Source organism: Pseudanabaena sp. UWO311 (assembly GCF_006937785.1).
In the GTDB taxonomy this organism is placed as follows: domain Bacteria; phylum Cyanobacteriota; class Cyanobacteriia; order Pseudanabaenales; family Pseudanabaenaceae; genus Pseudanabaena.
In genome coordinates, this window is sequence record NZ_SJEE01000052.1 from 1 (window position 1) to 24,112 (window position 24,112).

Genomic DNA, 24,112 nt, shown 5'->3' on the forward strand with positions numbered 1-24,112 from the left:
ATGGAAACTTCTTGTGGATTACACAATTTCAGGGTTACGATGAGACATGGGAAGGTTGCTTAACTTGAGCATCTCAATTGGGAAAAAGGCTTAGGGCTTATCTCCTCTTTATTTCCGATGAAGTCTAATGACTAGTTCTGTGGTTCATCCAATTGAATGAGATGTCAGCAGTATCTAAAAAAACTTGCGAGGAGTTAATTCAATCTCTGACCGCCCAATCTTAACGTCAAACTGCCCAAAAAAATCATTGCCTAGTAACCCAATATCTGCCTTGTCTGCAATTACAACAGGCATTACTTGCATCTTGTGTGAACCTATCTCAATAGACTTTACTTCGCCAACAGGAAATCTGACATTACTACCATCTGCAATATTAAAATCAGCATAGTTGTATGACACGACGCTTAGTGATTTCGCCATTTCAGCAGTGATTAATGTATGACTTGCACCAGTGTCAAAAATCATCTCATATGTACGATTCCCGTTAAAAACCACGTCTACAGTTGGTATTTTATTTCTGAATCTCTTGATCCGAATTTTAATCGTTCCATTTGGATCAGACTTAACTTCAGATGCTTGAGGAGGTTGAGTAATTGGTTTAATAGCATCACTACTTCCACATAGCTTACTTAAATCTATCCGTCTTCCACTTGAGTTAATCATAAAACAGTCAGAAGAATCTTGAGCGATCGCATTCGGACTATCATTTGCCCAATTTACTGCAAATATCCCTATGGCAAGGATGGAGCTTGATAATATGGTATTAATTATGATCTGGAATAGCTTCATACATACTCTACTTAGTCTAAGTTTCGGGATAGAGACTGTTGATTAGCTGCACTTAATTGTAGCACTTACCATTATTCAGCTATGCAAATAGAACTAGGGAACTCTTCTCTCTTCACTTAAAAAACAGGTGTTCTTAAAGCAAATAACTGGTGGTGCGCGGCGAAGTTGCGCACCACCAGTTTAGGACTTACGCAAATCAACCAAGAACTAAAGTTCTTGGCTCACAGCTCAAGTCAGTTAAAACTGACTAAAGAAAGCCTCAAACCAACCTGTTTCAAAAGGTTTAAGCTTTTAGCCCGCAATTTATTGCAGGGCAGATGAGTAAGTCCTACAGTTATTTGCTATTGCCACATCCAGAGAGGCATTCCACTGGTTTCTGCTTCAAATTGGAGACGCGCGATCGCATTCTCTGATCCTCCAGGTAAGAATTTGCTCACAAAAGATTTAGGAGGCTTAATCGTGAAGACTTTAGTGGTTTTAGGGTCAAGTCCCACAAGTTCGGCAGCATAGCACCTTGCATCTTCCTCAGTGCCAATGCGATCGACTAAACCAAGTTCAACAGCTTGTTCGCCTGTAAAGACTCTGCCATCGGCAAAAGATCGCACTGTCGCGGGGCTAAGTTTACGACCTTCGGCAACAGTCTCGACGAACTGGTTGTAGCTGCTGTCAATTAATGATTGCAGAATCACTCTTTCTTCGGGAGTTATTTCGCGATCGAAGGAGAGAATATCTTTATAAGTGCCAGATTTGATCACTTTAAAAGAGACCCCAATTTTATCGAGTAACTTTTCGATATTGTTACCGCGCAAAATTACACCGATGCTACCTGTAATTGTGCCAGCATTAGAGACGATGTAATCTGCGCCAACGCCGATATATACTCCGCCACTGGCGGAAATATTGCCGAAACTAGCGACGACTTTTACTTTTTCTCGTAGTCGCTTGAGTGCAGCGTAAATTTCTTGAGAGTCGCCAACGGTTCCCCCAGGGCTATCGATGCGAAGTAGTAGGGCGGGAAATTTTTGCTCTTCCACAAACTCAAGAGCTTCAAGTACGCGAGTCCTTGTGCCTGACCCGATCGCTCCTGTGATTTCAATACGTGCGATTTTTTTGCGAAATTTACGTTTTAAAAAGCCGAACATTAAATTATTAGTTTAGGTTTAAATTGACTGTTACCATACTAGCTCTTACTACAAATGATTGTCTGCACTGGATTTCCGCCGACATAAAGTAGCTTAAGCTACAAAAAAATATTGTTATCTCTTGATTAAGACTCTATTTTTTGGTTCTGAGAATTGCTAAAAACCAACGATCAAAAGCTGTATCCTGAGTATATTCAAGCTAAACATTTCGCAATATATTTAAACCCCAAATGCACGAGACGGACTTTCGTAGCAGCCTTCAGACAGAGGGCGATCGCCGCAGACTCAAAACGATCATTGTGATGGCAATTGTCTATGGATTGACGATTGGTTTACATTTTGCCCCTTGGAGTCGATGGGTACTGTTGGGGTTATTTAGCATTCAGGCTTTGCGGTTAATATTTGCGCCGCCATTACCTCCAATTGTGTCAGAATCGAATTTCAAAAATGGCATGGAAATAGATTCAGAGCAAACATCTTCACAAGATTTACCATTTTTCTCATTGCTAGCATCGGCAAAAAATGAAGAAGCTGTAATTGGCAATTTAGTTAGAAATTTATGCCAAATTGACTATCCAAGCGATCGCTTCGAGGTCTGGATCGTTGATGACAATAGCAGCGATCGCACGTCTGAAGTATTGACATTGCTAAAACAAAAATACCCTCAATTAAAGACTCTGCGACGTGGTGATGACGCTCAAGGTGGTAAGTCTGGCGCATTAAATCAAGTTTTAGCTTTAACTAAGGGCGATATCATTGGCGTATTTGATGCCGATGCTCAAGTCCCCGCCGATGTGTTGCGATCGCTAGTGCCAGTATTCCAACAGCCAAAAATTGGGGCAGTCCAGTTACGTAAGGCGATCGCCAATGCTTCAGAGAACTGGTGGACATCAGGACAGTCTGCGGAGATGGCTCTTGATTGGTGTTTACAGGATTTACGGATAAGGGTTGGGGGCGTAGGGGAATTGCGCGGTAATGGTCAATTTGTCCGTCTTGCAGCGCTTAAAGATTGTGGCGGCTGGAATGAGCAAACGATTACTGATGATCTCGATCTAACAATTCGCCTGCATTTGTGCCAATGGGATATTGACTGTCTAAATTTCCCTGCTGTCCAAGAAGAAGGTGTAGTTACGGCAAAACAGCTATGGCATCAGCGCAATCGCTGGGCTGAGGGCGGTTTTCAGCGCTATCTTGACTATTGGAATCTGCTCCTAAGTGGGCGTATGGGATTTCTCAAAACCTTTGATGCTTCCCTGTTTTATATCAACCAATATTTGCTGACAGTTGCCTTTATTCCCGACACGATCACAGCCTTAGTATTGAGACATAACCCAATGCTTCCTGCGATCGCAGGCTTCTCTCTTGCCCTAAGTGCGGTAACTATGGCTTTCGGACTTAGACGTTCCTACCAAATGTCATGGAGATCGGCTATTTGGCAAACAACTACAGGCATGATTTATATGCTGCATTGGATTCCTGTAATTGCCAGCGTAACGCTGAGAATGTGCATACTACCCAAACGTTTAAAATGGGTAAAAACCCAACACCAAGGCGTTGGAGAGACTATATTAGAAGATATAGATCTTCAAGAGATAGAAACCCATGTATGATTGGATTGTAGTTGGTGGCGGCATCACAGGTATATCTTTGAGCTATGAGCTGCAAAAAGCTGGCTTTTCGGTATTACTAATTGAGCAACATCAACAACTTCAGGGCGGCAGCAGTCTTGGCTATGGTGGCATCTCATACTGGGCTGGCACAACTCTAGTCACTCAGCAACTTTGTCAAGAGGGAATCGCTCGACAAAGAGAACTATCCAATGAGTTGGAGATGGATACGGAGTTTCGTGACATTGATTTACTATTGACGATAGAACCAGATGCAGATCCACAAGAGATTCTCTCGCAATATGCCAGTTGCTGGATCGCTCCGACTTTGCTCAATGCTAAAGAGGCTTGCGATCGCGAACCTCTGTTGAATCCTAAAGGTATTGGCGGCGCTTTGTTATTTCCTCACGGTCATATTAATCTCGATAGTTTTGTATCTGCCCATAGCCAAGCAATCCAAAAGTTAGGTGGTGAAATCATCTATACAAAAGTAGATAGCTTATTAATCGAAGGCGATCGCTTGGTCGGAGTGCGTACGGAGCAGGGAGAGTTTCGGAGTAATCAAGTTGTTGTTTGTGCAGGAGCGATGTCTCGCTCTCTACTTAAAACCTCAGGCATTCGATCTAGAATCTATTACACCCATGCCGAAGCAATCGATACAGAACCCTCTGATCTAGAATTGCGAGCGATGGTGATGCCTGCTGATACTAAACGCTACCAGTTAGAAGGAGCAACAACAAATATTGACCAAGACTCAATTTGGGATATCGCAGGACATGAATTGTTGCCCCCTTCAGTGGATGCAGGGGCAATTCAATTTTGCGATCGCCGTATCAGATTTGGTCAACTCAGCCGAGTTTTGACTGATCCGTATGCTGCGATCGATCCCATTCAAAGCGAAGCTACGATCCGAAAACAGGTGAGTAAAATCTTGCCCAAGATTGCTGCACTAAAGGGAAAATGGCGAAATTGTCTAGTCGCTTTTAGTAGTGACAATTTGCCCCTAGTTGGTTCGTTAAAGGAATACGAAAACCTACATCTATTCTCTGGATTTACGAGCCCAACTGTCTATGTACCAGCATTGTCTAGAAGGTTCGCTGCTTATGTTAAGGGTCAGCCTGACGATATTATTCCTTTACTCTCTCCTCAAAGATTTTCGCAGCAGTAGCCCTGCACTCAAGTGCGGGCTAAAAGCTCAAGTCCACTGAAGTGGACTATAGAATAATGTTAAGCAACCTGTTGAAACGGGTTTGAATTTCGAGCCCGCATTTGAGTGTAGGGTAAAAGCATTTAGCAATTTTTTCCTTTTGTATTGCAGTTAATAGCGATCTATCGCCTATACCTCGCAAGTGATCGCCGAAACAATGCAATACAATATCGAAAAATCACCGAAATTAGCTAAGTCTATGCGATCAGAGAAACCATTGACTTGTCGCTAAAGCTAAATCTACAGAGATTTCGAGTTATGGGAATATATTTAGCACAAACCTAAAATGCCCATGCAACCAAGAAAGAACTGACGATGTAGGTAAATGCTTCGATAAAGCCTACACCCAAGTTTGGAGTTTCTTGCTTGGCAATTTCGTCAGAGATTTTTACCCCAGGTACGAGAATCAAATCGGCAAGCCACCGAATCGCGGCTAGTAAAATTAATCCACAGCCTAAAGCAATTCCATAGATAGAAAAGCTCACTGTCCAGTTCTCAAATTCGGGAATAAAAGCATTGCGAATGACATTAGCCACACCAACGATCGCACCTGCAAAGGCAACCCCAGCAGCAGGATTGTTGCGCCTAGCGATTTCGCCATAGACATCGTAAGCGGCAATCCGAGGATAAACGATGCTCACTAAAATCAAAACTCCTAACCCCAATAACCAGCAGACCAAACCCACAAATAAACTACCTCCCTCACCACCTAGAGCACTACTAAGTATCAGTCCATTGCCAATATGACAAGCTGCTTCCAAGCTTCCTGCACCAATATTATGTTCTTCACGCACTTCTCTAGCACAGTCACATCGTCGTAAAATCGCCCAATCGCAGATCCAAGCTCCAGCAAGCATTAATAGAATGGAGAAAGCTCCATAACTGGCTAAGTTAATCAATACATCTTGCCAAGAAGAACTAGTTCGGGTAAGTGCTCCACTCACAGCGATCGCAATGCCCATGTAATAACCAACTAAGGCGATCGCCACGGCGGGATTATCGCGTACAAAAAGCTGGAGATTGAGATTCATGCGTCGAAATAGCTTTTGGTAAGCAAGTTGTCCGAGCCAAAATAGAGCAAATCCTAAAAGTAGTTCCATTACTACTAGAGGAATACGATTTATCTCTTGCCAAATTCTTTCCATACTCAATCTTCTCCAGTTTATCTATTGTGTCTGCCGAAGGCAGCCATCATATGTAGGGTGAGTTAGCGAAGCGTAACGCACCATTGAGGTTATTGGGTGCGTTACGCTATCGCTAACTCACCCTACGTAATTGTCAGCAGATTAAAGTTTTTCTAGTAATCCTATGATTGTATCTGCTAAGCGATCGTAGAAGACATAGTCATGTGCGCCGATTGTTTTGGCGATCACACCGCCAAACTGTTGCTTAAACCGCGAAAATTGAAAATAGGGATGATTAGGCTCGGTAGTGAATCCATAAAAATCATAGATTTTGCAACCTCTGGCTTTGGCTCGTTGCATAGCTTCCCAGTGAATCGCATAACTCGCCATCACATGGGGATGCTTAACACTGCGTCCACCATACAGATAGGTACAGCGATCGCCCCAATAGATGACGAGAATTGCTGCTAATGTCTCACCTTGCCAACTAGCGATCGCAATTTCTGCCATGTTTTCGGGAAATAAGGTTTGGCAAAGGTTGATAAAAAAGCCAAAGGGTTCACCAAAAAAATTTTGACGTTGCGAAGTTTCCCAGAACAGATCGTAAAACAAAGCGATCGCCGCATCATCTTGGCGAAATTCGGTAGTTACGCCATAGCGCCAACTGAGGCGCAGATTGTAGCGTCCTTTGGGTTGCATCTGTGAAAGAAGTTGATCTGGCGTAAGTTGCATGTCGATCAACAGGGTGTTCGTAGGCATGAGATCGGCAGGCGATCGCACAAAATCTGCTGGTAACCATTGCGGCTTGCTTTCCCACAAAGGCTCAATTCGTAGGGTGATAATGCTTGTATTAAAAGAAACACTATACTCGTAAGCCAACTGTTCGGCAGCTTCTAGCAACAAAGGCATTCCTAATGCCGCCCATTCTGGCGAGAGAATTGCTCCCCCTGCTGCTAATAAAATGTTTGCTCCTCCCAACTGCGGATAAAGATAGAAGATACAACCCCCAACTAAGTTGTCAAAAGTACGTTCTAGATTTGAGTCCTGACCGCAAAACAATCCATACCGCCAAGTCTTGTAGCCTTGTAGTTCTTTGAAATCTGCCCAAGTCCATGACTGCATGAAACAGCTGTATGGATTGGTTTTGACCATGCTATCCCAAGCATAGCGATCGCGATCGGATAATAATTCTAGATGTAGCTTCACAATTATCTAAGTAGGAAGGCTTAATTATCTGTAGGATGCGTTAAACGCATCAATTAGGTATCAATGATGGGTTACGCTATCGCTAACCCATCCTACATTTAATTCCCACTACAGAATACTATCAATTAACCCGTTTCAACGGGTTTGAGCTTTTAGCCCGCACTTGAGTGCAGGGCTACTTGGAATCTGAATCTCTATACAAATTAGATAACCATGTAAGCCCAATTGTCGTCATGATCATCCCTGTAAATCCCCAACTAAGCCCAGTATCATCGCCACTGCTTGCAAAGCCAGTAGAGCCTTTTGCAAATACAGAATCGGGAGCAATCAGATTTGCTACTAACATTGTGACTGTGAGGGAGATCAACAACTTAGTTGAAGTAGAAAATTGAAATGTTTCCGAACCAATGCGGTTAAGAGCTACATCATTACTCTCTTCGCGTTCCTCTTGGTTACCAGACTGAAGCTTCGTTAATAACTGCTTGAGATCGGCGATCGCCTGTGGTGGCAGATCTTTGCCCCGTGCAATTATGCGATCGAGCAAACGTGGCAAATTAATCTGCTCTAAGAGTTGCGGCACGGAACCTAGCCAAGAGGCAGTCATTCTGGGCGTATGGTAAGGATTCTGCACTGGTAATAGTTTCTGGAAGTCGGGATGCGACTTTTGCATTTGCTCTAACCATAGCTTTGCCACAGACTCTAACCGTAGGGGATCGATCGCTAGCGATCGCAACCAAGACTGACTGAGGCGATTGATTTCTTGAGAGTCATCAAGATCGAGAAAGTCTATATTTCGATCCGTAGATTCGATAGTGTTTAGATGGGGATTGAGCAGATAATAGAGCAGTTGTGGAGCTTTCAGACTGTGAATGTTGACCGCAAAACGGTGCTCAGCGATCGCATCGGCAAAGCTAAAAGCGGCTAATAGGGAATCGAGATTAAGTGATCGCAATCCATCGGGTAAATGAATGTTGGTAAGTTCGGCTTTGGTAATCGCCTGATCGGTTGCAGCTAGCAAAAATCCCCAATTGCCATAGCCATGCTGATGGAACGAGGGAATGCACACCTGCATCGGTTTAGCGATCGCGCCTGCACTCCAAATCGTCTGATACATACACCAGAAGCCTGAAGTATTGCGATCGGGTGAGACGGCATTCTCGGCGATGAGCCCTTGAGGATGCAGGACTTGGCGGACAAGCTGAAACCATTCTTGACTATGTACGCGGGTTTCTTCGGGAGATGTGGGATAGGTAAAGTCGCAGATCACCACATGATAGCGATCGCCAGAGTTAGCTATATTTTGAATGCGATCGCTCAAAAACAAAAAGGCATCTTGGATGTGAATATTAACCTTGCGATCGCTCAAACTATCATGATTAAAAGGTGCAAAAACTGTTTTGCCAAGTTCTACTACTTCAGGATTGAAGTCTACCAAATCAATAGAACTTACTTCTGGGAATCGCAATACATCCCTAGCCGCCAGACCATCACCACCACCGCAAATCAATACCCGCAATCCCTCATTGGGTGAGTTGCCTTGGGAAATAGGTAAATCTAAAAACCTTTTTGCTGCAAGTGCGATCGCAGGAACAACTAAATATTCATGATAAATCTGTTCATCTTCTGTATGGAACTGCAATTCACCGTTGATATAGAAAGCTAATCCGTTTGAACAATGTTCAATAAATAATGAAGCGGGCATACCCTACCAACCCCCAAAAATCATCAGAAGAATACCGCCGATCGTTAATGCCAAAGCCATTAAAATCTGTAGTGTTTTCAGCTCTGACTTACTTAAGCCCTTACTAGAACTTGTGAAACTTGCCTTCTTTGTATCGGTCTTTACTTCCGAAAAATCTTCAGGATTGACCTTCTTTGTGGAATAAAAATGGATCTCGCTATCTTCCCACGCCTCGATCGCTAAATTCCATAGATGTTCTTGATCCCAATAATCCCAAGTAGTACGGAAAGCTTTGCCTGCGTTGCTCCTATATTTACCAGAAGTTTGTGACTCAAAATAGAATTCTCTGCCCAAAGCCCGTAAATACGGATAGGGTTGTTCTCCCTCACGCATCACTCGCCACATTGTAAATTGAATGTTATCGCTAAAGCTATCGCCAGAGACACTTGAGCCACTAATTTCTTCAGATAAATACCAGTTAACTAAGGTTGAGGGATTCTCAGGATCGACTTCTCGCAACAAGTAGTAAGATCTAGCACTTTTGGTTTTCAGCAGCCATTCTTCGGTAGCATAGCCGTTGTCGTCATCGTAGGAACTGTAGTCTGCAACTTCCCACTGGACACCTCCATAGGTAACGCGATCGCCTGCGCGTAGTTGCTGTAGTTGGGCTTGAGTAAACACACTGGGCATAGAATGAAACTCTGTGGCTTTGCTAAACTCCTAAGAATAATATAGGCGATCGCGCTACTAATTCAGAAATTCATATTTTTTATGTCAGATCGGTTGTCTCAGTTCATTTACCACCTTGATTATGTCTATGATGGCCCAGCACTCCTATTCGATCTGACAATTTTTAAAGAACGTCTTCAGCGATTGCGAGAATTAGGCGATCGCTATAATTGCCAGTTTTTAATGCCCGTCAAAGCTTTCAGACATCCACTTATTTATCAGATCACTAGCGAAGTACTCTGGGGATTTGACATCTCTAACTACAATGAATATGCTGGTTTGCCAACACCTTTAACCAATAAACTGGTGAGCCTAACTGATCCTGCTTTTGACGGTTACGACCTGCAATTATTCCTCACCAAACAAAACAACTTTAGAATTTATATTGAGACGCTCTCTCAAGTCAAAAAACTACAATCTCAACAGATAGATTTTGGGATTAGGCTCAATTCTTCTTCTCTCTTGACCAGAGAAGATGGCGAACCATTGGATAGTTACAGTCGTTTCGGCATATCCAATCTGACGGAATTAGCCAAGTTAGCCGAGTCCGCATCAGATCGTTTTGTCGGCTTTCATATCCATCATGGGCTCCACGAGAATTCCCTAGATACAATTTTGACTTTTGCCCGTCAAGCGATCGCACTAGCCGATCAGTTTCAACTTCCACTTCCGAGCATCGATCTAGGCGGAGGATTAGCGGAGATTGGGTTTTCACAATTGGAATCTCTACTTATAGAACTTCGGCGTTTGGTGCGATCGCATACTGTTTTGATATTTGAGGCTGGGAAGATGTTGTTTGAGGATATCGGGTTTGCCTATGGAAAGGTGAAGTCTTTACAATGCGATCGCCGTGGTTGGAGCGTAACTCTCGATCTATCCAAAAGTTGTCATCTGCGATGGTCACAGCCTCAACTAATTGTCCCAGATTCTACCTCGGCTACCCAAGTCCCTGTTAGCATTTATGGTGCTACTTGTAATGAAGGCGATCGCTTAGGTGAGTTTCTAGTTCCTCTTCCCAATGTTAAGAGCAGTCCCTATCAAGAAGGCGATATCGTTGTTTTTAAAAATATCAATTGTTATTCGGTTTCTTGGAACACCTCATTTAATGGCATAAAACCAGCAGAAGTAAAGTTTTTCTAGTTTTTTTTGGTATGCGATCGCTATTATTGTGAGTCATGATTTCGAGGCGATCGCCTAAGCTGATGAGACTCACTATATCTTTAAAACATTCTGTAGCTTTATCACTTTGAATTTTAGTAGCGATAAATAAACGAAACCCCGATCTTGGAATCTTGCTCGATATTTACATTGTCAAATTGAATCACTCTTCCTCTAGTTTCGACATCGAACTTCGAGACAATTTGTGGTCTTATTAAAGTGTTTGAGAACTTAATGCTAAGCTTGAGTCCTTGAATTATTGACTCGTTTACTATTAATCGACCCTCTTCAAAGTCTAAGTCCTCTTCCGCATCATAGTTATAGATTCCTGGATCTAGAGTTTCTGTAGGCTCTCTTGCGAGACGCTCTTCCATGATTGATTTACCTTTCTCCTCTACATAAGGCAAAAAATCCAGAAATTCCCCATCAAGTTTTACTGAAAGACTCTGATGATCTAGTTTGAGAAGACCATTTGATTCTAAGTTGTTTGACCTAAAAAACATGTCAATATGTTTGATTTCAGGGACAATGAAGTGAAAGTTTAACAGTGCAGAAGGCACGAACGGAATTTCACTAAATCTAATTAACTCAACTCTTGAATCAAGTTTGGCTTGAGCAATAGAATATTTTCCGAATTTTTTTGCAATGATGTAGCCCCTCTGGGCTTGAGTAACCCTGATCTTCTCTGAAAATATTATTATTTCATTTTTCCCAACTGGCTTCTCCCAATTCTTGCATTCAAAAATAACAATGGATTTGTAGCCATGTCCTAAATCGATTTCAACATAAAGGTCTATTTCATGTTTTATCTCGTCAACAATTAGAATCTTCTTGGGTTCAAATGTAATGGTTGACTTCTCAAGTGAAGGTTTTGTCTCTATAATAAAGCGCTCTATTAGTTCAACGGCTTTCTCTAGCTCATTACCCTTTTTTAGTGCTATTCCTTCCATACTCTAATAATCTCCTTATAGAAGTTTGACTTCTATGGTAAGTGATTCAAGCATGTTTCTGCCTAACGTAAAGTTCTAACGCAATTGCTATTTAATTGCTCTACCGCACACAAAATACCGCAGATTACTACTTTAAGTCAAGTGCGATCGCTTCAACGATATATCTTCTAGAGGTTTGCTGAAGGCGATCGCTATGACTGTGAGTTTTGAGTTTTAGGTGATCACAAAAAATGGTTAACCTCAACCCAAGAGGTTGCTTTGCAAAATCCCAAACTTGACGATGCTTTGCGCGATCACTCGAACTAAGCGATCGCAGAGTTAAATGTAGTAGCGGCATGTTTGGAGTCTGAGTATGGCGATCTCATTCCTATAAATTTGTCGCCCAAAGGATAGAAACGTCTTTATATTGGCTAAACATGTGATCAGCCGTCACAATCGTCATATTTTCCAGTTGAGCCTGTGCAATTAACATTCTGTCAAATGGATCACGATGATGTAAAGGTAAAGCCGCAGCTTGTAAAGCATGATTGACTGAAATATCAAGTGATCGCGCCCCCAATTGCACCATACGACTTGATATATAGCTATCTACTGGTTCTGGTAATGGCAACTTGCCGATCGCAACTTTGATACCCATTTCCCAAACACTTGCCACAGAGAACCACACTTCATTAGCTTCATCGACAAGGCAAGCGATCACCTCTTCACTCAAACGTTCTGGCTGGGCAAACCACCACAACCAGCAATGAGTATCTATTAACAGTTTCACCCTTCACCCCCCTCAAATGCTGACAGAATCTCTTCTGGCAAAGGATCGTTAAAGTCTTCAGGCACGAGAAAACGTCCCCGATCAATTCCTAAACTCGCTTTTCGATTAGCAGAAGTACAAAATGGAACCAGCTTGGCAACGGGAATACCTCGGTTAGAAATAACAATCTCTTCTCCAAGTTCCACCCTTGACAAAAGACGGGAAAGATTGGTTTTAGCCTGATGAATATTAACGGTTTCCATATAAACATACTAGACTAAGTTTATAGACTAAGTTTAGTGCGACTTGACAATCTTGTAAATACCAAAATCTCCTAATGCTAATGATGCAGACTAATTTCCTGTGAATTAATGAGCAACTGCAAAGACTCTCCATAGACAAGATCGGCAATAGGCATAGCGATCACCTCTAGCACCGATGGATTTTGGAAATGGCGCAGCTTCGTTTCAGGATGAGGATAGTAAACCCAACCATCATAGCGATCGCGCTTATAAAGAACTTGACAGGAAACAAAGGAAAAATCTTCAGGTGGATGCTTAGTTGTCCAATCTACTTGCCGAAAAGTGTACTGGGGCTTTTGGATCGTGTAAGTGTAAGGTGAGATATCAATATTTAAAGTGCCTCGAAAATAGGGTGATAGGTCTAACCCTAGATTTTGGAAGAAGGGAATTTGCATCGAGATTGAACCTTCAGCATAAGGACTATTCTCTGAAAGCCCCGAAGCAACACGATGCCCTTGAATCAGTTTGCCGTCTACAACACATAAACTCAGAGCATCCCTCACAACTCGCCTTGTGCGATCGCCTATCCCCTCAGCAACTGACTCCCGATTACCCGCCACATTTAGCACCTTGACTTGCTGAGCAATTAGCCAATCATGCAAGGTTAGCGCATCAGGATTGATGAGATAAGGCTTTTCATATTTGATGCAAGATTCAATGGTTAGCTTTGTGCCATCACTATGAAGGCGATCGGCAAAAATAACCGTTGCATCAGCAGCTTGGACATTGTGGACAGTGCGAACCTCATATTCAGCGCGATCGGATTCCAGTAAACCAAACTTGGCAAGCTCTAAATTTTCACCCAACTCAGTACGGTAGCCCTTAGGTGCTAGCCCACCCGTAGCAATGCCCAAATCTGCCGCCGCCAGCAATCCGCCCCAGTCTGCACCAGTTTGTCCACCTGAAATGATTAACGTTACGCGCTTGTTCATGAATAGATTCTATATGATGGATAATCTTTAGGATGCCATATAAGAATTACCTAGAACTTACGCAAATAAACCAAGAACTCAAATTCTTGGCTAAAAGCTCAAGTCCACTGAAGTGGACTACAGAATACTATTAAGCAACCTGTTTCAACGGGTTTGAGCGTTTAGCCTGCACTTGAGTGCAAGGCTACTGCTTGAGTGCAAAGTCAATGCTGCGATTTGAGAAACTTCTGGCATAATACAAGGGATTTTTTTGAGGCGTGCGATGTCCGAGCTACGAGACTATCAACAGCGGGTGATCTCCGAAATTTATGCAACTTGGCGATTAGGCAAGCGAGCTATTTTGCTAGCGATGCCAACAGGTTCAGGAAAGACACGCACCTTTAGCGAACTCGCTAAGCATTTTGACGATCGCAATCAGCGCGTTCTCTTATTGGTTCACCGCGAAGAATTGCTTTGGCAGGCGCGAAAAACCCTAGAACAAACACTGCGATCGCCCATTGGCATTATCAAAGCCGATCAGCCCATGCACCTAGAGCATCCCGTGCAATGTGCTTCAGTCCAAACTTTGGTAAAACGCCTCGAAAAACAAGACGTAGATTTGGGTGCGATCGCCCTCGTGATTATTGATGAAGCGCACCTTTCTCTTGCGCCTAGTTATCTAACAATTTTGCGCCATTTTCCCGAAGCATTGATTTTGGGCGTGACAGCCACACCTTCTCGGCTGGATGGAAGAGGATTTGATCGCCTTTATGAAGCATTGGTGGTGGGACCTTCTGTATCCGAATTAATTTGGAGAGGATTTCTCGCGGATTATGATGTGCTTGCACCCGAAAGCTTTTTACCGACAGAAGAAGGGATTCGCATTGCAGGAGGAGATTTTAATTCCGCTGACCTAGCTGAGCGAATCGATCGCCGCTATGTGGCTGGATGTGCCGTGGATGCATATTTGCGCCATGCCCATCAAAAACGTTGTGTCGTATTTGCAATTAACCTAGACCATTCCAAAGCGATCGCAGAACGTTACCGCACCGCAGGCATTGCCGCCGAACATATCGATGGCGAAACCGCAACTAAAGAACGTCAAGCCATCCTTGAGCGTTTTCGTGCTGGTCAGACCCTAGTACTCTGCAATGTCAATTTGTTCACTGAAGGCTTTGACTTTCCCGAAATCGAAGTAATCCAACTATGTCGTCCAACCAAATCCGTCGCCTTGCATTTACAAATGCTCGGTCGAGGACTACGTCCTAAAGGTGGTCGCAAAGCATTGATTCTCGATCATGCGGGTAATTGCTTGCGCTTAGGTGGAGCGAAAGCGGAGCGAAATTGGACATTGCAGGGATTAGAAGAAGAAATTCCTGTACCAGAACCAGTGAGCGAGCAATTAATCGAACAGATCGAACAGTCCATCTTTGATATTCCCAAACCTCAAATTGATTTGCCCAATTTACCCAAGCGTCGCGTCGAAATTTACGAAACCGATGCCGATTTTTTCAGTCTTCCTACCCATGCCGAACTCGAAACTCATCTAGCTCAACAAGCATACAGCCAGCCAACCCAATCCAGAAATGTTTCCAGATCGCCATCAAACTCCAATAGAACTATTCCAAACCGCGATCGCCGATCTACCCCAACCCGCCCAATCGCCTCAAAGGCAGCTACAAGAGTATCCTCAACGAGTCCATCTCGCCGTCCTCCTCGCCAGTTATCACCGATCCAAAAAGTAAGCAAAGCTGCGATCGAGCTGGCCGAACTACTCGAAAGTATCCTCGTTTGGGTTTGGCGATCGTGGTTCCCTCCCAAGCAGAAACAGATGGATGTCTCTCGCAAATATAAACGTCCTCCCAACTACCGATAGAAGTGTATATGGTTGCTGGTAAAATGCGATAAAATCATAAAATTTAATTTAGTGTAGAATGTGCATTTCAGCTCAAGCGTTCTGTCTTTACGCCTTACAACTTAAGTCACTAAAAATCCTATGGAAAATCAGAAGATTACAGGACTACAAAATATCTTCAGTTCTAGGCTTGATACATTGAGTCATATTTTAGACGTAGCAGAGAGTCATTTCACAGATGATGTAGAGTCTCTATTGCAACTTCGCATCGCGCCCGACATGCTTCCTTTCAGTACCCAAATAGCCTTTGTGTGCAATCAGCCTCGCAACTTCGCATTGTGGTGCTTAGGACAGTCGGCAAGCAACTTGAATCCCAATGTAGTATCTCTAGTTGAGACGCGTGGTCATATTTCATCTACTAAGGAGTTGCTAGCAACTATTAATGTTGATGATTCTAAGTTGTCAGAACTCAATCGGCTAGAGCTTGGGCAAGGACTATACGCAGAATTGTCTGGACATTCGTATGTAGATGATTTTCTGATGCCTAACTTTTATTTCCATATAACAACGGCATACAATATTTTGCGTATGGCAGGAGCACCAATAGGTAAGCGAGACTTTATGATGCATTTAGTACCTTCTCTGAAACATCAAAGCAATACATAATCAAGAAGAAATAGAATACTCGCCCAAGAACGAGGCATGATGAAAATGCGAGATATAGCAATGGTATCTTATGTCAAATCTTTCCCTTTTTGCGATACAAATCAATAGCAATAACCTATCGATTAATCTGATCGCTTGTTTCAGATGGCTCACGCAAAATCACCATTTTTGTCCCCGATCGCCTGCCTAGCCAAAAAGCCAAAGCCACGATCGCACCACCACCGATCGCACCTAAAGCGATCGCAATTACCAGCCAGCCTTGACTAATTGTCGAACCACCTTGCTCAGAGCCATGATGGTCATCATTGGGATTACTTTTATGATCTTGAGCATCACCACGCAAAGATTGAGCATAAATCTGATTTGCTCTTTGTGTAACGACTAGATCCCCCTCAAATAAGCCATCTTGAACCTCCACTAAATCACCAGAAGTCCTCCCAAGCTTAACTTCAACTGGCTGATACTTAGTTCCATTCTGCACAAATACCAATTGCTTACCGTTACTTTCTACTACAGCAGCAAAGGGAACTGTGATTACAGGTTGCGAAGCGCGATCGCTAATAATCTCTAAATCTACAAACATTCCCACCTTTAATTTGCCCTGAGCATTATTGATTTCCGCCTTCACTGGCACAACGCGAGTAGTACTATCCACAGTTGCCCCGATCGCCGTAACCTTACCCACAAAACTGGTATTATCTCCCGCCACTTTTACCTGTACGGCTTGACCAATACGCACTTGACTCAAATCTTTCTCATAGATATTTGCCGAAGCCATTACTTGCCGATCATTCACAATCGTCATAATCGGCTTACCTGACTCCTCCACCGATTCGCCCAAAGTTGCCTCGCGATCGCTAACGACACCAGCGATCGGGCTAACCACTGTCACTGTGCCATCAGGATTCGAGATCGCCCCTAATTGATTACGCCGCGCTTCATAGGCAGCACCACTCAGAGAAATTCGCGATCGCGCCACTTGCACATCCGCCGTCGCCCGACTCATTTGAGCTTCTGCTTCTAGCACAGGTAAACGACTTGAAGCTTTCGCTAAAGCTGACTTTGCAGCCACATATTTAGATTCCGATTCCTGTACCTGTCGCTTGGTGATTGCGCCTTGAGTAAATAATTCGCGATCGCGATCGTAACGTTCCTTATCCAGATTCAATTCTGTTTGAGCTTGTAGAATATCTGCTTCAACTAGAGATTTTTGCCGAGCAAGATTTTGTTCGGCTAGTTGCAGATTTGCGATCGCAGACATCGCATTCCCATCTGCTTCTGATTGCTTTGCGATCGCCTCTACCTGTAATCCCGCTAACTCAGGGCTAGACAGCACCGCCACAGGTTGACCAGCCTCAACCTTTTGATTAGGTTCCACCAATAAAGCTAAAATCGTTCCCTTAATCGGAGTCGTTACCTTTGCCTTTTGACTTGGCAAAGTCTCAATTTGTCCAGTTGTCTTAATAGCTAACTTGAGAGTCTGACGTTTGACTGGTTCTGCTTTAATCCCCAAGCGTTTAGCCGCTTCCTGATCCACAGAAATTCCTGAAGTTTGAGTCGTACTACTACCTTTAAATTCGTTTCCATGTCCTGCATGGGCAAGAACTAGTGCGGGATTTATAATTAAAGAGATGCATAGGGGCAGACTCATTACTCCTGAAATAGGCAGTCTCAACATGGGGAATGGTTTTAATAGATTTTGCTGGTTCAGTAAGTATTTCAGGGGATTATGAAATGAGTGTGAAATATTGCATAGATTATCTTCATGGTTGCCCTGATTTGCGATTCGATAAGATTAATTCAAATAAGCGATCGCACATAATCTCATCACCTTAGATCATTACATCAACTGCTTTTACAGCGCTGATTAGATTTTGAGTAAAGACCGCATATCCATTTGGGCAATGGGTTTTAATAACTGCTAAATCTATATCATTGGCTAAATTCCAACGAATCTGTAGTGGGCGTTGATTACTGGTATTCTCTTCAAGATACGTGGATTTGGCGATCGCACCTACCAAAATTTCTTTTGTATTTTCTAGTTCCTCTAAGTTTTCCAGCTTTTCAATCTCTACACCTAAAATCCTCGAAACAGTCTGAGTATCGGCAAGTAACCATGTTTCAAAATTTCTAATTGCTAATCCACCAGCACTGCGATCGCTAATTTCCTGTTCATTAGCATCTAAGTGATTGCTGCGAATTTTAGCTAAAGCAAGTGCTAAATCATGCTGTCGCTTAGGCAGAATGTCATCAGCATCAGCCACAATCAAAATCATATCGACCTCTTCAGGTTTCCATGAGATGACTACTTGAGCGAGATATTTTGGCTGTAAAATCGAGTGTCCAGTCCGCCTTGTAAAAAGCCCACTTTCATGATTGGTAGGATGTCTTTGCACAAAGTCACAATCTAGACCAATACTTTGAAGCTCTCGTCTAATCAGAGTATGCAAAGCCCCCTCTCTAGTCCTTTCGATAACTTTTCCGCCATCTTCTGGGTTGATGTATGGAATACTTGCCCCTAGCTCTGCTTCTCCCTCAGCAATTAGCCCAATCCGAATCGGACGATTCATGCTGGATTTCCTCCAAATTGATTGGTAAACCAAAGCTCACCCAGAGAGCCATCATAGGCTTCTAGCGCTTTTTGAAAACGGACGGAATCTGTGGGTAAATTATGAACTTGAGTTTTGCCTTCATTATCGAGTTCTACGGCACGAACTTGATGCGGCTCGACATAATTCAGCAATACTGGTGAATGGGTTGTAATCAATACCTGAACTGGTTTACCCGTAATCCCTTCTGTGGAAACCAGTTTTAATAGTTCCATCATTTTGTGCAATAGCCAAGGATGCACACCATTTTCGATTTCTTCAAAGCAAATAATACTAGGGGTGTCTTGCTGATATAGCGCTGTCAAAAAAGCTAATATCCTCAATGTGCCATCAGATATATCAGAAGCAGGAATAGGAGTTTCTGAATATTTATCTACTAATTGTAATGAGAAAGTTTGATCTTTACCACGAAGTAATGAGATTCTTTGAATATTAGGGACAAGAATTCTTAGACGTTCTTCCAACTCATCAAAACTTTTACGATTACTGAATAAGATATCAGCTAGAGCATAAGCAATTCCTTGCCCAGTCCTCTCCATACTACCTTCTGATTGAACCTCATTAGCCAAATCAAATGGAGCGAAATCGTAAATGCAAATTTTACGTAAAGCATCTGCAATCGGAGAAGATTGATAGTTATTATTAACAAGAAATATACTTAAGGAATAAGTCTGTGGAGTCTCTGCATTTAGCTTACTAATATCATTTTCAAGAATGTGTATTGAAATATTTTGCTGTGGGTAGTTAAAACTCACCAAAAGATCAGTCAGTTTGGATAAAGCGGTTTCATTTTTTTTTAGAGTACTGACCCTGAAAGATAGATAATCTAAATTGCCATGCCAGAATTTAGACTCAATATTTAATTGGTTTTTACTCACGGATTGTAGTGATTGGGGAAAAAACTCCTTGATACCGTATGAGCTATTAATACTGCCTATAAGCCTCTTCAGGAAGTCAGATAATACAACTAGAGACTCGCAAATATTTGATTTGCCAGAGCCATTTGGTCCGATGAAGACTGTTAATGGTTCTAGGTCGATTTCAATATTAAAGAGGCTTTTGTAGTGTTCGACTTGAAGTTTGGATAACATCTCTTTGGTGGTTAAGGTCAAATATTAAATTAGAGTCCTAAGTAGGAAGACTTAATTAAATGTAGGATACGTTAGTGAAACGTAACGCATCAATTAGTTGTCAATGATGGGTTACGCTAACGCTAAACCATCCTACGTTTAATTACTTACTTTATTTTACAAATATGCGATCACACATAAACTTAGCGCCTCTGTCCACTCCACGATCGCACCATAGGTATCGCCAGTATGTCCACCAAGTTGACGGTTGAGCCATGCGCCGATTAGCCAAGAAAAACTAAAACCAATTACCGTTAAACCAATTCCCAGATAAAGTGAGTTGTAAAAATACGCGATCGCTAAATTACCAATTGTTAACAAAATCGCGACTAGCCAAACTTGCCAATGATGTAAATCCTCTTGATGAAATTTACCTTTGCCGATCGCTTTGAGATAGGGATAAGCCATAATTGTGCGAAGTTGTCCCCATCTTGCCCATGCCCAAATGCTGGTTAAAACCCAAAATCTTTGATCCTTAATTGCAGCGAGAGCGACAACTTTTAATAACAAAATCGTGATTCCTGCGATCGCGCCAAAGGCACCCGTATTACTATCCGACATCACCTCAAGGCGACGACTAGGATCGGTGACCGCTAGACCATCGGCAGTATCCATTGCGCCATCGAGATGTAAACCGCCTGTGATCAGCAACCCTAGTAAAATCGTGAGTAGCGATCGCAGATATATAAATTCTGGAGCAGGTTTAATGAGTCCTAACCCAAGGTCGAGAGAGGCGATCGCAATGCCGATCAAAATGCCGATCAGTGGTGCATAGAGAGCAATTCCTCTGAAATCCAGCATTCCCTTTGGACGTAAAGGCAAACATGTATAAAAAATTAGCGCTGCCTGAAATTTTCGCCAATGCTGCATTTGAGATAACCCATAAACTTAGAGAGGGGCATAAAGCACCATTTCTAATTTATGGGTTTTCTGTGTCTTAGGTACGAAAAAATGGGAAATTCGGCTTGAAGAAACCTAGATTAGTTAGGATAGAGAAAATATCTTTAATATAAAAAAGTTTGCATAGACAGCATGATAAAACAGCGTCGTATTTGGTCTTGGCTCGTAATTAGTTTTGTAGCGATCGCCATGCAGTTTTTCTGGATGGGTGGCGCAAATGCTGCGGTGACAGACTATTTGCAAGAGCAAAAATTTCTGACTAATGTTTGGCAAATCGTCAACCGTTCTTACGTAGACGCTGATTTTAATCATCAAAACTGGTACAAAGTGCGCCGCCAGTTTATCAACCGCAAATTTAATAGCCGAGAAGATACCTATACGGCAATTAGGGAAATGTTAGCAACCTTGGACGATCCGTTCACAAGGTTTCTGGAGCCTGACAAGTTTAAAAGTATGCAAACCAGCACATCAGGTGAGTTAACAGGCGTGGGGCTACAAATTGCTGTAGATGAACCTGATAATAATGTGACCGTGATTTCGCCAATTGAAGGCTCGCCAGCGGATGCGGCGGGTGTGCGATCGCGCGATCGCATTGTTGCGATCGACAACATTCCGACCAAGGGCTTGAGTCTTGATGAATGTGCTACCAGAATGCGAGGCAAGATTGGCTCTGAGGTCAAGCTGAGTCTCGAACGCGCTCTGGCTGATGATAAGGGCTTAGAAAAACTGGATGTGGTAATTAAACGCGATCGCATTGCAGTTACGCCCATCATCGCCAAGCTCAACCAAGAAGCAAACCATAAGGTTGGCTATATCCGCTTAAATCAGTTCAATGGTAATGCCTCATCTGATATGGAAAAGACGCTGAAGAAGTTTGAAGCTGAAGGCGCGGATCGTTATGTTCTCGATTTGCGTGGTAACCCTGGGGGGCTATTTGATGCAGGTTTGCAGATTGCGCGGATGTGGATTCCTGAAGGAACTGTGGTTTATACCGTTGATCGTCATGGAGTGCAGGAGAGTTTTGAAGCAAAAGGCGATGCGATTACGACTAATCCTCTAGCTGTGCTGACTGACGGCGGTAGCGCCAGTGCTAGTGAGATTCTGGCTGGTGCATTGCAGGAAAACGATCGCGCTCAGCTTGTGGGAACCAAGACCTATGGTAAGGGCTTAATTCAATCTTTATATGAATTGGAAGATGGCTCAGGTTTGGCGGTGACGATCGCTAAATACGAGACTCCATTGCATCACAATATCCATAAGCGCGGCATTATTCCGAATGTGGAAGTTGCGCTGACAGAATCAATTACTCGTAAACAGCTTGGCACAAGAGAAGATCCGCAGTATGTGGCAGCTTTATCAGTTCTGGATGGAACTTATAAAAATGTAATTGCGAAATCTGAATAATCTCCCCAGTAACACAAAAAATGTAGGGGCAATTCATGAATTGCCCCTACATTTTTTGTGTTTTCTATACATCGTTAAAAAACGCTAGGCTTATGCCATCAACGATAAAATCTGTAATTAGCTTAGCTGTAATCGGCGCGAAGAGAATCCCATTACGATAGTGACCAGTCGCCAAAACTAAATTTTCGTGATCGCTTGCTCCTAAAAGCGGAATCTCATTGGGAGCATGAGGACGAAATCCCCACCATGTCTCGATGATCGGCATATCGGCGATCGCAGGATATATAGAAATAGCTCTGTTTAATAACTGCGCAATCCCTGCGGCAGTATTGCCCTGTGCGAAGCCATTATCCTCAACTGTTGCACCAATCACAATCGTTCCATCTTGGCGTGGCACGATATAACAACTTGGAGCATAAATTACCTTTTGTAATTTGCGATCTGCATCGAATACCGAAAGCATTTGTCCTTTGATCGGCTTAATCGGCAAAGGCATCAGAGAGCGAGTCCATGCACCTGTTGCTAGAACATAGCGATCGCTTTGCAATTTACCAGCACTAGTATCGAGATGCGTCACCCGAGAACGATCGCGTCCAATCTGGTAGACTGTTGTTCCTTCTAAAATCTTGATCGAAAGCGATCTCGCTGCTGTTAGTAAGGCTTGCGTGAGTTTGCGGTTATTTACTTGTCCATCTTCAGGCAACCAGAGAGAGCCTAAAATAGATTGCCCTAAACCTGATAGCCTCTGATGAGATTCTTCGCGACTGATATATTTGGGATGTCCAGATATAACTTGGCGATCGCTTTCTTCTAAAACTGGCGCTAACATCCCACAACACCAATAGCCGCAGTCTTGCCCAGACAACCGCATCAAATTTGCTATCCATTGCGGATACATTTCACGGCTACGGATGCCAAAATCTAATAGATCACCTGATAGTCGTTCTGCTTCGGGTGCAAGCATTCCCGCCGCCGCCCATGTTGCAGCATGTCCACACAGATCTCGCTCAACTATAGTGACATTTGCCCCTTTTTGAGAAAGGGCGATCGCTGTTGATAAGCCGATAATGCCACCACCAATTACTAAAACATCAGTCATTCTATTTCGCTCAATTCAGAATAATTGATCTAAAAATGTTGCGGTGGGCTACTCCCACCGCAACATTTTTAGATTTTGATAAAAGTAATGCTTCGCAATACTTTTATCAAAAATTTGGGGTTTACTACAGCGCAGAGCGCTATATTTCACAACGAGTTGCCACTACAGCATAAAACGGATCGCTGCTAGCCATGCCTAACATCGCTAAAAAAGGAGAACTAGGAGTTACATTTGCTACTAGTTCAGGACGGGTGAAGCCTTTTGGAACCGCTCCAAAATACTTAAATACCAATTTAGTGCGATCGCCTTCTTCCCCATCTCGCCATGCTTGAATTGCCTTCTGATAAAACATCCGATTTGAGAAGCTAATAATCGCAATGCCACCAACTTTTAGAACGCGATGAATTTCCGCAAATACAGCTTCTGGATATTGCAAATACTGCACTGAGACTGTATTTAAGACTGCGTCAAAAGAGCGATCGGCAAAGGGTAATAATTGCTGTTTATTGAGGTTTTGGACAAAGTAATGATCTAGACGAGGGTTTCGAGCCAACTCTTCAGCATTCAGTCCATGTCCCTCTACATGAGCAAATTCCATTTCTTCGGGCAGATGCGACACCCAGCTACTCATCAAATCAAGAATGTGTGTATTTGGTTGTAAGCGCTGACGATAAAGCTCTGTAAGTTGCTGAATAAAGCGATTATCTACATGGGTGACAAAGCGCGGATAGTCATAGAACAGCGCATCATCTGAGTTATCAAGTTTTGTACGTTGTTCTGAAGCAAGTAGCATAGGTAGTTATAGCAAGAGATACCAATCCAATCATACTCAAATTTTAGGTGACGCTAAAGAAGTGGGATAGGCAGTGCTTCGCACTGCCTATCCCACTTCTTT

23 protein-coding genes are annotated in these 24,112 nt (G+C 43.0%); 6 read left to right on the forward strand and 17 right to left on the reverse strand.

Annotation, left to right across the window (positions count from 1 at the left end; translation table 11 throughout):
• Positions 1 to 174 precede the first annotated feature (174 nt).
• Positions 175 to 789 carry a TIGR02281 family clan AA aspartic protease gene (locus tag PseudUWO311_RS23225; RefSeq protein ID WP_142657599.1) on the reverse strand — a complete coding sequence of 205 codons (615 nt, stop codon included), beginning with the start codon at positions 787 to 789 and terminating at the stop codon, positions 175 to 177.
• A 341-nt stretch (positions 790 to 1,130) separates the two neighbouring features.
• Positions 1,131 to 1,931, reverse strand: coding sequence for a signal peptide peptidase SppA (sppA, locus tag PseudUWO311_RS23230; RefSeq protein ID WP_142657600.1), 801 nt, complete (start codon positions 1,929 to 1,931; stop codon positions 1,131 to 1,133).
• 230 nt (positions 1,932 to 2,161) lie between these two features.
• On the opposite strand from sppA, the gene PseudUWO311_RS23235 reads away from it, so the two are divergent.
• On the forward strand, positions 2,162 to 3,541 hold the full coding sequence (locus tag PseudUWO311_RS23235) for a glycosyltransferase (RefSeq protein ID WP_142657601.1): 1,380 nt from the start codon (positions 2,162 to 2,164) through the stop codon (positions 3,539 to 3,541).
• Complete coding sequence (locus PseudUWO311_RS23240) at positions 3,534 to 4,706, forward strand: NAD(P)/FAD-dependent oxidoreductase (RefSeq protein WP_142657602.1); 1,173 nt, start codon at positions 3,534 to 3,536, stop codon at positions 4,704 to 4,706. Before PseudUWO311_RS23235 ends, PseudUWO311_RS23240 begins: the two co-directional genes overlap by 8 nt.
• A gap of 320 nt (positions 4,707 to 5,026) precedes the next feature.
• On the opposite strand, the gene PseudUWO311_RS23245 is transcribed toward PseudUWO311_RS23240, so the two are convergent.
• The 4 genes from PseudUWO311_RS23245 to PseudUWO311_RS23260 all read right to left on the reverse strand — a co-directional run bounded on the left by PseudUWO311_RS23245 (position 5,027) and on the right by PseudUWO311_RS23260 (position 9,446).
• A complete protein-coding gene (locus tag PseudUWO311_RS23245) occupies positions 5,027 to 5,890 on the reverse strand; it encodes a DUF350 domain-containing protein (protein ID WP_142657603.1) in 864 nt (287 codons plus the stop codon).
• Between the two features lie 141 nt (positions 5,891 to 6,031).
• Positions 6,032 to 7,075, reverse strand: a complete 1,044-nt coding sequence (locus PseudUWO311_RS23250; protein ID WP_223807708.1) for a lipid II:glycine glycyltransferase FemX — start codon at positions 7,073 to 7,075, stop codon at positions 6,032 to 6,034.
• A 175-nt stretch (positions 7,076 to 7,250) separates the two neighbouring features.
• Positions 7,251 to 8,777, reverse strand: a complete 1,527-nt coding sequence (locus PseudUWO311_RS23255; RefSeq protein ID WP_142657604.1) for a spermine synthase — start codon at positions 8,775 to 8,777, stop codon at positions 7,251 to 7,253.
• Between the two features lie 3 nt (positions 8,778 to 8,780).
• Entirely contained in the window at positions 8,781 to 9,446 is a 666-nt protein-coding gene (locus PseudUWO311_RS23260; protein ID WP_142657605.1) for a DUF4178 domain-containing protein, read from the reverse strand.
• Between the two features lie 81 nt (positions 9,447 to 9,527).
• Here PseudUWO311_RS23260 and PseudUWO311_RS23265 point away from each other — a divergent pair, with 81 nt between their 5' ends.
• Positions 9,528 to 10,625 (forward strand): hypothetical protein, encoded by a 1,098-nt coding sequence (locus PseudUWO311_RS23265; protein WP_142657606.1) that lies wholly within the window; start codon positions 9,528 to 9,530, stop codon positions 10,623 to 10,625.
• A 113-nt stretch (positions 10,626 to 10,738) separates the two neighbouring features.
• On the opposite strand, the gene PseudUWO311_RS23270 is transcribed toward PseudUWO311_RS23265, so the two are convergent.
• The 5 genes from PseudUWO311_RS23270 to PseudUWO311_RS23290 all read right to left on the reverse strand — a co-directional run bounded on the left by PseudUWO311_RS23270 (position 10,739) and on the right by PseudUWO311_RS23290 (position 13,575).
• Positions 10,739 to 11,593: a hypothetical protein gene (locus PseudUWO311_RS23270; RefSeq protein WP_142657607.1), complete on the reverse strand. Its 855-nt coding sequence runs from the start codon at positions 11,591 to 11,593 to the stop codon at positions 10,739 to 10,741.
• Positions 11,594 to 11,720: 127 nt separating this feature from the next.
• Complete coding sequence (locus PseudUWO311_RS23275; RefSeq protein WP_142657608.1) at positions 11,721 to 11,930, reverse strand: hypothetical protein; 210 nt, start codon at positions 11,928 to 11,930, stop codon at positions 11,721 to 11,723.
• 30 nt (positions 11,931 to 11,960) lie between these two features.
• Entirely contained in the window at positions 11,961 to 12,362 is a 402-nt protein-coding gene (locus PseudUWO311_RS23280; protein WP_142657609.1) for a type II toxin-antitoxin system VapC family toxin, read from the reverse strand.
• Positions 12,359 to 12,604: a type II toxin-antitoxin system Phd/YefM family antitoxin gene (locus tag PseudUWO311_RS23285; protein ID WP_142657610.1), complete on the reverse strand. Its 246-nt coding sequence runs from the start codon at positions 12,602 to 12,604 to the stop codon at positions 12,359 to 12,361. Before PseudUWO311_RS23285 ends, PseudUWO311_RS23280 begins: the two co-directional genes overlap by 4 nt.
• A 77-nt stretch (positions 12,605 to 12,681) precedes the next feature.
• The gene (locus PseudUWO311_RS23290) at positions 12,682 to 13,575 is read right to left on the reverse strand and encodes a YpsA SLOG family protein (protein WP_142657611.1); all 894 of its coding nucleotides are present in this window, start codon (positions 13,573 to 13,575) and stop codon (positions 12,682 to 12,684) included.
• A 262-nt stretch (positions 13,576 to 13,837) separates the two neighbouring features.
• On the opposite strand from PseudUWO311_RS23290, the gene PseudUWO311_RS23295 reads away from it, so the two are divergent.
• Both PseudUWO311_RS23295 and PseudUWO311_RS23300 read left to right on the forward strand, forming a co-directional pair.
• Entirely contained in the window at positions 13,838 to 15,430 is a 1,593-nt protein-coding gene (locus PseudUWO311_RS23295) for a DEAD/DEAH box helicase (RefSeq protein ID WP_142657612.1), read from the forward strand.
• 120 nt (positions 15,431 to 15,550) lie between these two features.
• Positions 15,551 to 16,075 carry a DUF1993 domain-containing protein gene (locus tag PseudUWO311_RS23300; protein WP_142657613.1) on the forward strand — a complete coding sequence of 175 codons (525 nt, stop codon included), beginning with the start codon at positions 15,551 to 15,553 and terminating at the stop codon, positions 16,073 to 16,075.
• Positions 16,076 to 16,190: 115 nt separating this feature from the next.
• Here PseudUWO311_RS23300 and PseudUWO311_RS23305 read toward each other — a convergent pair whose 3' ends face one another.
• The 4 genes from PseudUWO311_RS23305 to cobS form a co-directional block, all read right to left on the reverse strand.
• Positions 16,191 to 17,753: an efflux RND transporter periplasmic adaptor subunit gene (locus PseudUWO311_RS23305; protein ID WP_142657614.1), complete on the reverse strand. Its 1,563-nt coding sequence runs from the start codon at positions 17,751 to 17,753 to the stop codon at positions 16,191 to 16,193.
• Positions 17,754 to 17,907: 154 nt separating this feature from the next.
• Complete coding sequence (locus PseudUWO311_RS23310; RefSeq protein WP_142657615.1) at positions 17,908 to 18,645, reverse strand: hypothetical protein; 738 nt, start codon at positions 18,643 to 18,645, stop codon at positions 17,908 to 17,910.
• Complete coding sequence (locus tag PseudUWO311_RS23315) at positions 18,642 to 19,775, reverse strand: AAA family ATPase (protein WP_142657616.1); 1,134 nt, start codon at positions 19,773 to 19,775, stop codon at positions 18,642 to 18,644. Before PseudUWO311_RS23315 ends, PseudUWO311_RS23310 begins: the two co-directional genes overlap by 4 nt.
• Positions 19,776 to 19,931: 156 nt before the next feature.
• On the reverse strand, positions 19,932 to 20,684 hold the full coding sequence (cobS, locus tag PseudUWO311_RS23320; protein ID WP_142657617.1) for an adenosylcobinamide-GDP ribazoletransferase: 753 nt from the start codon (positions 20,682 to 20,684) through the stop codon (positions 19,932 to 19,934).
• A gap of 162 nt (positions 20,685 to 20,846) precedes the next feature.
• Between cobS and PseudUWO311_RS23325 the strand changes: the two genes are divergently transcribed.
• Positions 20,847 to 22,118 carry a S41 family peptidase gene (locus PseudUWO311_RS23325; protein ID WP_142657618.1) on the forward strand — a complete coding sequence of 424 codons (1,272 nt, stop codon included), beginning with the start codon at positions 20,847 to 20,849 and terminating at the stop codon, positions 22,116 to 22,118.
• Positions 22,119 to 22,182: 64 nt separating this feature from the next.
• On the opposite strand, the gene thiO is transcribed toward PseudUWO311_RS23325, so the two are convergent.
• Together thiO and PseudUWO311_RS23335 are read right to left on the reverse strand one after the other, a co-directional pair.
• Positions 22,183 to 23,217 (reverse strand): glycine oxidase ThiO, encoded by a 1,035-nt coding sequence (thiO, locus tag PseudUWO311_RS23330; RefSeq protein WP_142657619.1) that lies wholly within the window; start codon positions 23,215 to 23,217, stop codon positions 22,183 to 22,185.
• A gap of 139 nt (positions 23,218 to 23,356) precedes the next feature.
• A complete protein-coding gene (locus PseudUWO311_RS23335) occupies positions 23,357 to 24,010 on the reverse strand; it encodes a class I SAM-dependent methyltransferase (protein ID WP_142657620.1) in 654 nt (217 codons plus the stop codon).
• Positions 24,011 to 24,112 lie beyond the last annotated feature (102 nt).